The organism is Streptomyces sp. UC4497, assembly GCF_054871485.1.
In genome coordinates this window covers 37645-48331 of sequence record NZ_JBTYHB010000055.1, presented here as the reverse complement: position 1 = coordinate 48331, position 10687 = coordinate 37645, and the positions used below count along the sequence as shown (strand labels likewise).

10 protein-coding genes and 1 pseudogene are annotated in these 10687 nt (G+C 67.0%); 9 read left to right on the top strand and 2 right to left on the bottom strand.

Going from position 1 to position 10687, the window contains the following annotated elements:
* Nucleotides 1-856 precede the first annotated feature (856 nt).
* On the top strand, nucleotides 857-1678 hold the full coding sequence (locus ACYSUO_RS40335; RefSeq protein WP_461781181.1) for an alpha/beta fold hydrolase: 822 nt from the start codon (nucleotides 857-859) through the stop codon (nucleotides 1676-1678).
* 266 nt (nucleotides 1679-1944) lie between these two features.
* On the opposite strand, the gene pcaD is transcribed toward ACYSUO_RS40335, so the two are convergent.
* The gene (pcaD, locus tag ACYSUO_RS40330) at nucleotides 1945-2751 is read right to left on the bottom strand and encodes a 3-oxoadipate enol-lactonase (RefSeq protein WP_461781180.1); all 807 of its coding nucleotides are present in this window, start codon (nucleotides 2749-2751) and stop codon (nucleotides 1945-1947) included.
* Between the two features lie 99 nt (nucleotides 2752-2850).
* Here pcaD and ACYSUO_RS40325 point away from each other — a divergent pair, with 99 nt between their 5' ends.
* From ACYSUO_RS40325 to ACYSUO_RS40295, 7 genes are all read left to right on the top strand, one after another.
* Complete coding sequence (locus ACYSUO_RS40325) at nucleotides 2851-3780, top strand: LysR family transcriptional regulator (protein WP_461781179.1); 930 nt, start codon at nucleotides 2851-2853, stop codon at nucleotides 3778-3780.
* 143 nt (nucleotides 3781-3923) lie between these two features.
* Nucleotides 3924-4076 carry a hypothetical protein gene (locus ACYSUO_RS40320; RefSeq protein ID WP_461781178.1) on the top strand — a complete coding sequence of 51 codons (153 nt, stop codon included), beginning with the start codon at nucleotides 3924-3926 and terminating at the stop codon, nucleotides 4074-4076.
* Nucleotides 4077-4215: 139 nt separating this feature from the next.
* The gene (locus ACYSUO_RS40315) at nucleotides 4216-5169 is read left to right on the top strand and encodes an ADP-ribosylglycohydrolase family protein (RefSeq protein WP_461781177.1); all 954 of its coding nucleotides are present in this window, start codon (nucleotides 4216-4218) and stop codon (nucleotides 5167-5169) included.
* On the top strand, nucleotides 5163-5426 hold the full coding sequence (locus tag ACYSUO_RS40310) for a hypothetical protein (RefSeq protein WP_461781176.1): 264 nt from the start codon (nucleotides 5163-5165) through the stop codon (nucleotides 5424-5426). Before ACYSUO_RS40315 ends, ACYSUO_RS40310 begins: the two co-directional genes overlap by 7 nt.
* 22 nt (nucleotides 5427-5448) lie before the next feature.
* A complete protein-coding gene (locus tag ACYSUO_RS40305) occupies nucleotides 5449-6357 on the top strand; it encodes a hypothetical protein (protein ID WP_461781175.1) in 909 nt (302 codons plus the stop codon).
* Nucleotides 6358-6959: 602 nt separating this feature from the next.
* The gene (locus ACYSUO_RS40300; protein WP_461781174.1) at nucleotides 6960-7181 is read left to right on the top strand and encodes a hypothetical protein; all 222 of its coding nucleotides are present in this window, start codon (nucleotides 6960-6962) and stop codon (nucleotides 7179-7181) included.
* 178 nt (nucleotides 7182-7359) lie between these two features.
* A complete protein-coding gene (locus ACYSUO_RS40295) occupies nucleotides 7360-8664 on the top strand; it encodes a phospholipase D-like domain-containing protein (protein ID WP_461781173.1) in 1305 nt (434 codons plus the stop codon).
* Nucleotides 8665-8859: 195 nt separating this feature from the next.
* On the opposite strand, the gene ACYSUO_RS40290 is transcribed toward ACYSUO_RS40295, so the two are convergent.
* Entirely contained in the window at nucleotides 8860-9321 is a 462-nt protein-coding gene (locus tag ACYSUO_RS40290) for a hypothetical protein (protein ID WP_461781172.1), read from the bottom strand.
* A gap of 240 nt (nucleotides 9322-9561) precedes the next feature.
* Here ACYSUO_RS40290 and ACYSUO_RS40285 point away from each other — a divergent pair.
* Nucleotides 9562-10558, top strand: a pseudogene (locus ACYSUO_RS40285) (transposase).
* The last annotated feature ends 129 nt before the right edge of the window (nucleotides 10559-10687 follow it).

Below are 10687 nucleotides of genomic sequence, written 5' to 3'. Positions count from 1 at the left end.
AGTGACCTGCGATAGCGCCACTCTTCGACAGCCAGCCCCGTCGCCCGTCCTGCATCTGCTCCGGCTTGGAACCCCACTGTCGAACTTCCCGGTGCGCGCGTCCGCAGCCGACGCCTTCACCGAGGTCCTGCACTCAACTGCACTGCTGGGTACTGCACTTGCGGGTACTGCTACTGCGGTACTGCTCACGGCGGCCCCTGATCACTGCGGGCCACCCGGTCCGGTCGTCAGTCCCGTCGCCGTCCTGCAACAAACCTGGCTTCGAAACTCCACCACCGCACCGTCCTGCGAACTGCAACTGCGGTACTGCTTCCCGGCAGTTCATCTCTGCCGGGCTTGCTCGATCTCGGCTACGAGAGAAACCATAACCACACCACCACCCAATGTCTACTCCAGCCGACATAGATTTCTGGATGTTCGCCAGTGAGGAAATCGACCTCGAGCGGTGACGTGGGGTGGGAGCGAGGCGGTCATCGCCTGGTCTTCGGGCCGCCTTCCGGGGCCGACCCCGCCGCACGGCGCCTCGTGGCCATGACCTGCGTCGGCAACACCGTGCTCGACGGCTGTACGTAACCGTGTCCGCGTCGCCCTGCTGGTGCGGGATGCCGACAAGCTGGAGTGCATGATCCCGGGCAGCGAGTACCGCGACCGGGGACACATCAACATGCAGCGCTGCCCCAGTCCTCACCGGTGATGCGAGGAGTTCATCGCGCCGCAGCAGCAACGGTCTTCTTCACCCCGCTCAACGGTCACGTCGAAAGACGGTCAGGCAAGAACCCGGCCACGACCTCCCGCGAGATTAGAGACGGGTCCTCAGTGGAAGGCGCTGTCCGTGAGGCAGGAGAGGAGACCACTGATGGACTGGCCACTCAGCGAGGGATTCGAGACACCCCAAGGGGTCGTGCGCTGGGGATCCCTTGGCACCGGAGACCCGATCGTGCTGGTCCACGGCACACCGTATTCCTCCCTTCTCTGGCGAGACATCGCCCCCGCACTCGCCCGTACCCACCAGGTCTTCTTCTTCGACCATCTCGGCTTCGGCCAGTCGGACCAACGCGAGGGCCAGGACCTCAGCCTGGCAGCCCACGCGAGGAACTTTGCCGCTCTCCTCGACCACTGGCAGCTGGCCCGCCCTCGCGTCGTCGCCCACGACATCGGCGGGGCGGTGGCGCTTCGGACACTCCTTCTGGAACAGAGGAGCTACCGCGATCTGACCCTCTTCGACGCGGTGAGCGGCGGCGAGTGGGAGCGAGGACTCTTCAAGCTCTTCCTGGAGCACCGGGAGGTGTTCCAGGAACTTCCCGGCTACGCCCACGAAGCGCTGGTCGCCAGCCACCTGCGGCACGCCACGCACGTCGGCTTCCGGCCGGGAGTCCTCGATGCCTTCCTCGCACCGTGGAGAGGAGACTCGGGGCAGGCCGCGTTCTACCGCCAGTACAGCCAGATCAGGCAGGCGGACACCGTCGCGTACGAGCACCTGCTGGACACTGTGTCGCTTCCGGTGCGGCTCGTCTGGGGCCGCGAGGACCGCATCCTTCCTCCGCCGTACGCCGAGTGGCTGCACGAACGCATTCCGCACGCCGAACTGCACTGGATCGAGGGCGCCGGCCACCTCCTCCAGGAAGACGCACCCAGCCAACTGCTGACCCACCTGACAGCCGAATTCCCCGCGCCCTGAACCGAAGCGCTGGGGCGCAAGAGGAATCACCGTAGACAGACCAAGACGGCGGCAGATCGGATAAGACCTCTCACCAAGAAGGCGAAGAAGGCTTCCACAGCCGACTGATCACTTGAGGTAGATGACGAGCTTGGCCTGCTACGGCGGACAGACGCAGGCGGCAGCACTACCGGGACAGGGCGCGTACAAGATCGCGACCTGAGTGGAGCTACTGGCTCCGAAGATCAACGTGGTCTCGATGCTCGTCTGCTCGGTCATGCGCTGGCTCAAGGCCCTTCTGTAATGAAGGCCACCACAGCGTCCAGGAACTCCGCCTGCCCTTCGACGTTCGCCATGTGCACCGTGGGCAGGACAGTGAACCGCGCCCCGGGGACGGTCGCGGCGAGCTCTTTGCCGTGATCGGCCGACGTGACGGTGTCGTGCTCGCCCGCGATGACCAAGGTCGGGTTGTGGATGAGTGTGGCCGTGCGGCGCAGGTCGTAGTCGCGCACCGCAGCCCAGCTGCCGGCCACGCCCTCGCGCCGCGTGGCGAGCAGGGTGCGGCGGAAGCCCTCGACAACCTCGTTGTCGCCCCGCAGCATGCGGGCCGGGAACCAGTTGTGCAAGAACCTCTCCGCGGTGACCTGCATGTCGGGGGCCTCCAGCAGTTCGGCGATCGGCCGATCCCACTGATTCGCCGGGCCGAGGTACGCGGCGGTATTGGAGAGCACCAGACGGTCGACGCGCTCCGGAACATGGATCCCCAACCACTGCGCGACCACGCCCCCCAGAGACAGACCCAACACATGCACCCGCTGCAGGCCCAGGGCATCCAACAGCTCCACCACGTCGCGCCCCAACCGGTCCAAGGAATACGGGCCGCCCGGGACATCGGAGGCGCCGTGGCCGCGCGCGTCGTAACGCAGCAGCCGGAAGTGCTCGGTCAGCACCGGCACCTGGCCATCCCACATGTGGAGGTCGGTTCCTATGGAGTTCGAGAGCAGCAGCACGGGCTTGTTCTCATCACCGTCGAAGCGGTAGGCGATGCGGACACCGTCTCCCGTGGTGACGGCGGTACCGGTTCGAGAAGTCATGTCGGCTCCAGTGGTCTGTCGGCTGTGCGCTCAGCCTAGGAACACCGTCTGGACAGATCTATTACAAAGATCGGACACACACTGTAGGTTCCCTTGACAATGTCGAACTTCACGCTCCACGAATTGCAGTGCTTCAACGCCGTTGTGCGGGGCGGCGGCTTCCAGGCCGCCGCCGATCTCTTGCACCGCTCGCACCCTTCCGTGTTCGCAGCGGTCGCCAAGTTGGAACGCCAGCTGGGGATGGAGCTGCTGGATCGCTCGGGCTACCGGGTGCAGCTCACCGCGGCCGGGCACGCCTTCCACCGCAAAGTGCGCGTCCTGCTGCATGACGCCGAGGAACTGCAGACCTACGCCGTGCAGTTGGCGATGGGCGAAGAGGCCGAACTGCGCGTGGCCCTCGGGGACCTGTGTCCACTTCCACCGGTGCTGGAGATACTCAGCAGCTTCTTCGCCCCACGCCCGCAGACACGACTTCATCTGCTGTTCGAGACCGTCACCGGCCCCTGGGAGCGGCTGCTGGAGGACGAAGCCGACCTCATCGTGCACCGCGTCCCCAAGAGCGACGTGCGGATGGAGTGGATCGACCTCGGACGCGTCGCACTGGTGCCCGTCGTGGCACCCGGCTTCCTGCCCTTCCCTCCGGACACCGCCATCACACCGCAGCGGATGCAGGCCCTCACCCAATGCGTGATCCGGGACTCGGCGCGACATCCGTCCGAACAAGGGCATTTCCTGGTCGAGGGCGCGCCCCGGACCTCTGTTCCGGACCACCTCATGAAGAAGGAACTGATCTTGCACGGCATGGCGTGGGGGCACGTGCCGCGGTTCATGATCGAGACCGAGCTGCGCAACGGAAGCCTGCTTTCCATCGCCGGACAGCACTTTCCCGGTGTGGTCGAGGAACTCTCGGCAGCGCGCCGACGCGACCGGCCGCACGGGCCAGTCGCCAACCAGCTGTGGGACTTCTTGGCCCGCCATGCACCGGTCCTGAAGCCGACGCTGGGCCGGGTACCCAAAGCGAAGAAGTAGGAAGTAAGAAGTAACTGGAACGCGCTAGATGACGTCGTCGGAGCTCGTCCGATGCACGCCATGAACCAAAGAACAACAGGTCCCGAACGCCCTCCTGTTTGCTCACAGGCTCTGAGCTGCCTCATGAGACATAACGAAGTCTGGTGAACGACGGCGACCGTGCGGCCCTGCACCGCTCGGCGGAGACGGCGCGGATCCATGCCCGCTGCGGGCGGGAGACCACGGCCGTGTGGATGGACATCGCGGTGGCCGGGATGGAGTTGCCGCCGGGCACGGCCCTGGACGGCGTTATGTGACCTGTACGGGTGTCTCGGACCCAGGGTGTCTCAGGCGGCGCACATCCATGGACGCGACGCATTCGCCGCTGACGGTTCGGGAGGCGAAGTGGGAAATAGGGCCGCGTGGCCGCCTATGCGGCACAGATAACCTGCGCGAATGAAGCGGATTCAGCGGGCCGCCGGCGTGATCGTCGGCTCAGCGGTGGGTGACGCCCTTGGCGGCCCCTTCGAGTTCGGCCCCCAGGGCGCGTTCTCCGCGCGGTTTCCCGCGCCTGGTACCGGTGGTGAGATGTGCGGAGGACGTGGCTGGGACCCCGGCGAGGCCACTGACGACACGCAGATGGCCGTCCTGGTCGCGGAGTCGCTGCTGGAGCGGGGCGGACTGGATCTGCCGGACATCTTCACCCGCTTCCAGCGGTGGGCAGCATCGGAGCCCAAGGACATCGGCTTGCAGACCGAAGACGTCCTGACCAACGGCATGCCTTGGAACCTTGCCGCCGCGACCCACTTCCAGGTCAACCAACGAGCAGCGGGAAACGGCTCGTTGATGCGGGCATCGACCTCCGCGGTCCACTTCGCGGCCGCCGGCCAAGAAGCCACCATGGACGCGGCCCACCGCATCGCCGCCCTCACCCACGGTGACCGAGCGGCCTGGGAAGGCACCGCGATCTTCCACGAGCTCATCCGCCTCACGTTCGAGGACACCGACCCTCTCACCGCGCTCCCGGACATCCTGGCTCTTGTCCACCCCGACCACCGCGGCCGCTACGCCACCGTCCTCGCGCCCGACTGGCACCCCGACCAGGCGACCGAGTTCAACGGTGCCGTGTGGCCCTGCCTGGGTTCCGCCGTCTGGGCCCTGCGTACCACCACCAGCTTCGAAGACGCGATACGCGCGGCGATCGACCTCGGCGGTGACACGGACACCGTCGCCGCGGTGACCGGAGGCCTGGCCGGGGCGTACTACGGACTGGATGCAATCCCCGCCCACTGGACGAAGCCGCTTCATGTCCCTCTCCCAGGATTCAGCGGACGGGTGCTGCACCTGGCAGATCTGCTCCACCTTGCAGACCGCCTCGAAAAGGGGCCGTTGATGAGACAGGTGTGGTAGCCCACATAAACGGTGAGGTCGTCATCTGGCGTGAGGGTCGCTGTGGCTTCGGGGCGGTGCGCTCGCGGGCGTCGCCCATCCCGACGCGGGAGCTGGCCGCGAAATGGCCCGCCTCGTACGCGGTGTGGGACTGCCTCCCGCTCGGTGACGACCTCCGCGGCCTGCCCTACGACGAGCGACGCGCACGACCACCACGTCACCGAGAACGGATGGTGCGGCTCGAGCAGGCGCCGCTGCAGCGGACCGGCGGCGGCTGAGGCCGTGGGCGATAATCACCGCGTGCCGGAGTACCGCTCGATCACCACCCTGGACCGCCTCCTCGACGACCTGACCGTGGGCGAGGCCCGCCATCGCCAACTCCGCATGGTCCGCGGCGAATTACTGCGGGCCCTGGAGCGTAATGCGGTTCCGGTGGCGGCGCGACGCAGCCTGCGACGCCTCCTCGAAGAACAGGCTCTGGCCTCGTACCTGCGGCTCGCCGAGTCCGGGGCGCTGCGGGCCCGGCTGGTGGCAGGCACGCGTCCGCCCACCTCGAAGACGACCAACGAGGTTCGCCGCCAGTGCCTGGACGTCCTCCGTGAGGCCATCGGCCTCCCGGTCCGGCAACTGGGCGGCGGCGCTCCGCAACTGCGGCCCACCCCAGCCTTCGCGGACCTGGCGGCGTTGCGGCGCCGCCTCGACCAGGACCTCGCGAGCGCCATGCCGCCGGGCCAGGCTCGACTGACGGCGCTGCTCGCGTGCGCCCTGGACGCGGCGCCGCGGGCCGGGGAGTTCGCGACGATGCGGCTGTCGCACCTCGCCGAGAAGAACACGGCTGTGTACGTTGAGCGACGGCCGCAGCGCGGCGCGGTGCCGGTAGGCGAGTGGTGCCAGCTGTCGCCAGTAGCTCGGGCCGCTATCGAGCGGTGGCTCTGGGTGCGCGAAGGTCTCGTCGAACGGGCCCACGGCACCAGCCGGTTGTGGGTGAGCCTGCAGCCCAACCACGATGGCATCCTCGACGACGACGGCCACACCGTGCTGCGCCCTCCCGGGATGCCACTGGAGGAGAACGGACTGATCAGCAGCTACCGACGCGGCCGTGCCCAGTACGACCTGGTCGAGTATCTGCCGCCGAAGCTGGAGCAGTTGCGCCGCGCGGTCCTTGCTGAGACGCCGCCCGCGCTCGTCGAGGCGTCAGAGCCTGGCTAGGTCGTTCGGCTGGTGATCAACATGCCGAAGGGCTTGTTATTAGCCGGTGCCCGTGATGCGGGCGGGTACGCCGAGCCCGCAGGGCCGGGCGAGGTTGTCCAGGCCATCCCCGTACAGCGGTGCAGGCGACCATCACGGATTGGCGCGCCCCAGCCCCGCATCCTCTCCAACTTGCCACGCCAGCAAAGGACTCCGGCGGCCACCGGCCACGTCTGGGCCGAAGCCGGCCGCGACGGACCGCGTCCGGTTCTTCGCACAGATGCGCCACACAGCCGAACAGGCCCGCAAGGAACCCCACTTCCTCCCCCGCGGGCAAGCCCTCCACCTGGCCGAGTACGACGCTGAACCCCACACCGGCGACCGGCTCGCCCACCAGCAGCCCACCGAACGCCCCGGTCGACTGGCGCGCCCTCCGGCTCAACTTGCGCAGCGTCGCAGCCGCTTCCCTGGTTTCTCGTGCAACCCTCGGACGCCTTCGCGAGTCTCCTGTGTGCCGAACGGCGGTCACGCCCGGAACAAATCCGTGCAAACACCACCGAACCAACACCTCATCGAAGCGGGATGTCCGCCGGACGCCTCCGTCCCCTGCAGGAGCTCAACGCATGGCCACGCACATACGCCCTACCATCCCGCCTCCGACGCGCATCCGCGTCGCCACGACGAACGCCTCTGCGGCGCCCCTGATCGGCGGCCTCCTCGCCGCGTCGGCGGGCACGGCCGGCACGGCCGGCTCCGTCACGCACCGCAAGGCGGATTTCAACGGGCAGGGCTACGGCGACGTCAACCCCGACGGCTTCGATGATCTGGCGAACGCCGCCAACTGATCCGAAGCCATGAGTGGTTCATCCGGCCGGATGACCGGTGATCCCGTCACGCCGAACTGCCGGACAGGGCCGCACCGCGACGTCGGTCACCAGGCCCACCTCAGTGACCACTCATGGGTCGATCAGCACAGCAACACCCCGACTCGTCACCGTCAACAACCCAGCGAAAGGCCCGTCCATGAAGCGCACGCTCACGTTGCTCACCGCGCTGGCCGTCACCGCACTGTCGCCCACAACGGCGCACGCGGCGGTCAAGAAGGCCAAGACTCCGCTCACTTGCGAGTCCCGGACGTTCACCGCAAGACCGGGCCCGCAGTTCAGCGACCCCGAGGACCCCGACGCCCAGATGAACATCATGGGCCCGATCATCGATTCGATCAACAGCGCCAGTTGCGGGCAGACCATACGCGTCGCCATGTACTCGATCGGCAACTCGCACCCGGGACCGGAATTCGCAGCTGCTCTGATCGCCGCGCACCAACGTGGCGTGATCGTCAAGGCACTGATGGACTTCCACAGCGACAATGCGACCTGGCAGTCGCTGGTCACCGAGTTGGGCAACGACCCGCGAGCCTCCAGCTTCGCCGCGCTGTGCCCGGGCGGCTGCCTGACCCACTACGCCGGCTCCGCCCTGCACGCGAAGTACTACATGCTCAGCGGCGGGAGCGACGCGAACAGGACGGTGACCGTCAGCAGCGCCAACCCCACCTCCGCCCAGGCCAGAACCGCGTGGAACAGTGCCGCCACCGTCAAGGGCAACGTCGACCTGTACAACTCCTACGTCCGCTACTTCACTGCCATGGCCAAGGGGGCGCTCAACGGCCCGGGCCCGTTGGTGCCCGACTACTACAACTCCACCAGCGGCCAGGCCGCCAGGAAGCTGTCCCCGCCCTCCTACCAGTGGCCCAAGGCGCGCTCCAAGAGCGACACGTGGGTCGACTTCCTGAACAACATCAAGGCGCCGGCCACGATCAACATCGCCATGTTCCAGTGGACCTCCCACGGGGACCCGGGCGACCGGAACTATCTGGAGCTGCCGAAGAAGCTGGTGAGCCTGGCAAAGACCGGCGTGAAGATACGGATACTCTTCACCGCCGGTCAGGTTGACGGCAGCGTGGAGAACTACCTGAAGGACCGGCCGAATATCGAGGTGCACGACACCAGCCGCGGCATCGACGCGAACGGCAACGCTCTGCACTACACGCACGACAAGTACATGATGGTCAGCGGAAATTACGCAGGTACGTCCAACTCCAGACTCGTGTTCGTCGGCTCCGCGAACTGGACGAGCAACGGCGTCTGGCACAACGACGAATCGGACCTGAAGCTGGTCGGCCAGTCCAACTACGACATGTTCAAGACGGACTGGCAGAACCAGTTCAACCGCTGCTGTGGGACCGTGGCACGGGAGTTGATCGCCGAGGAACGCGCCGAGAACACGGCACCCGAGGTTCCGATCGATCCGGAGCAGGTCGAGGAATAGGAATTCCCGGCCACCCCCAGCCGGCTACCTGCCGTGCGGCCGCCGTTGAGCAACTCCCGGCGGCCGAACGAGAAGGTCGTCCTGCACCCTGCGGTAGCCCCAGGAGAGGTTTTTACGGACCAGGCGCAGTACGCGACGTTGCACAGCGGGCGGGACGGCGTGCTAGAGAGGCGACAGCGACTTCTCGCGTGCTCCTCATGACACCGGCGGCGCCTGATAGCGCCTGCCGGCTGCCAACGCCTCCTCAAGCACCGCGGCATCGTCGAGTCGGTCAGCGCGTACAACGATGTCCGCTCCGGCCGACGTCACCAGGGAGCGGCTGAAGAGAATCACCGCCCACGCGTCGTCCGTACCGATCTCACGCACTTCCCATTCGCTCGACAGCACCGCCAGCACTCCGCGGCCGCGCCACCGATAGGCAGTTCCCGATCGTCCGGTGAGACGCGTATCGACGCCGAGGATGCGGCGCTGCCGCCCGCTCCGAGTGCGGTAGCCCACCACGTCGTTCATCATCTGCTTGCCTGAGCTGCCACTCGGAAGCGGGTCATAGCTGAAGGTCGCGCCGGTACGCCGATCGCCCTGCCACATAGGGAACGAGGAACAGACGATGTGCCAGGTGCCGGCCAACCGGGTCGGCGTGACGTCGAGTCGGTCCATGAAGAGACCCTACGACGCCCGACCATGTCGCCTGCTTCGCGGGGCGCAGTAGGCAAACGGCAGACGGGCAGCGCTGTCGCCCGGATGGCGTTCCGTCGAGTGGTGTAGCCGGTCGCGGGTGTGGAACGCGCGGGGCTCTGCCCGGGGCGTGCACCTGTTGTCGGTGAGCGCTCCCCGAACAAGGGCAGGCCATCGCGCAAGTCTCCATGGTGAACGGGCAGTTCAACCGAGGATGACGCGATGGCCCTGTCCCCGTCTGACCTGATGCGGCTGCTGGAGTCGATACGTGCGGCCGACGGAGTCGAGGCAATCAGGGTGGTGTGTGAGCGCATCCTGCAAGAACTCATCGAGGCGGAGGCGACCGAGGCCATCGGTGCCGCCCCGCGTGAGCACTCGAGCGAGCGCACGACCTGGCGCAACGGGCACCGCGAGCGGGTGCTGACGTCGCAGGCCGGCGACCTGGATCTGAAGATTCCCAAGGTGCGGACCGGCTCCTTCTTTCCCTCACTGCTGGAACGCCGGCGCCGGATCGACCGGGCTCTGTTCGCCGTGGTGATGGAGGCAAACGTGCACGGCGTCTCCACCCGCAGCATGGATGACCTGGTCAAAGCGCTCGGCGCGGACTCCGGCATCTCCAAGTCCGAGGTCTCGCGGATCTGCGGCGAACTCGATGAGGAACTACTCGCGTCCTGATGGTCGGCGACAGCGAGTCGAAGCCGTTCTGGACGAAGTTCTTGCGCAGTCTGCGGGCCCGCGGCCTGGAACACGTCCAGCTCGTGATCTCCGATTCGCACAGCGGTCTGGTGGCCGCGATCCGCACCGTGTTCCTCGGCTCGGCCTGGCAGAGGTGCCGGGTTCACTTCGTGCGCGACGTCTTCTCCGTGATCGAAAAGGGGTCCGCGGAGATGGTGGCCGCAAAGAAATGCTGCTGGAGGCTGCCGGAGACATCACGGCGTTCGCGGACTTCCCACCGGCGCACTGGAAGAAGATCTGGTCCACGAACCCGCTGGAACGGCTGAACCGGGAGATCAAACGACGGGCCGACGTCGTCCAGGTCTTTCCCAACCCCGCCGCTCTGGACCGGCTCGCCGCCGCGGTCCTGGCCGAACTCCACGACGAATGGCAGGTCTTCGACCGCCGTTACCTCTCCGAAGGCTCCATGGCCCAACTCTTCACCGACCAGCCGACCCCACCACGACGGCTTCCCGCACAAACGGAACCCAACGAGCTGGACTGACTACACCACTTCGTGGGACACCATCCGCTGTCGCGCGGTAGAGGCCGAGGGCTCTGCGGGTGCGGTGGTCGGCGGCGTGGCGACAATGGTGCGGGGGGCGGCGTCCCCGGCGGCCAGGCGTTCACTCAC

Excerpts from the sequence above, each read along its gene's own strand:
- ACYSUO_RS40290 (WP_461781172.1), bottom strand. The coding sequence starts at position 9,321 with ATGGACCGACTCGACGTCACGCCGACCCGGTTGGCCGGCACCTGGCAC.
- ACYSUO_RS40315 (WP_461781177.1), top strand. The coding sequence starts at position 4,216 with ATGAAGCGGATTCAGCGGGCCGCCGGCGTGATCGTCGGCTCAGCGGTG.
- ACYSUO_RS40300 (WP_461781174.1), top strand. The coding sequence starts at position 6,960 with ATGGCCACGCACATACGCCCTACCATCCCGCCTCCGACGCGCATCCGC.
- ACYSUO_RS40295 (WP_461781173.1), top strand. The coding sequence starts at position 7,360 with ATGAAGCGCACGCTCACGTTGCTCACCGCGCTGGCCGTCACCGCACTG.
- ACYSUO_RS40325 (WP_461781179.1), top strand. The coding sequence starts at position 2,851 with ATGTCGAACTTCACGCTCCACGAATTGCAGTGCTTCAACGCCGTTGTG.
- ACYSUO_RS40335 (WP_461781181.1), top strand. The coding sequence starts at position 857 with ATGGACTGGCCACTCAGCGAGGGATTCGAGACACCCCAAGGGGTCGTG.
- pcaD (WP_461781180.1), bottom strand. The coding sequence starts at position 2,751 with ATGACTTCTCGAACCGGTACCGCCGTCACCACGGGAGACGGTGTCCGC.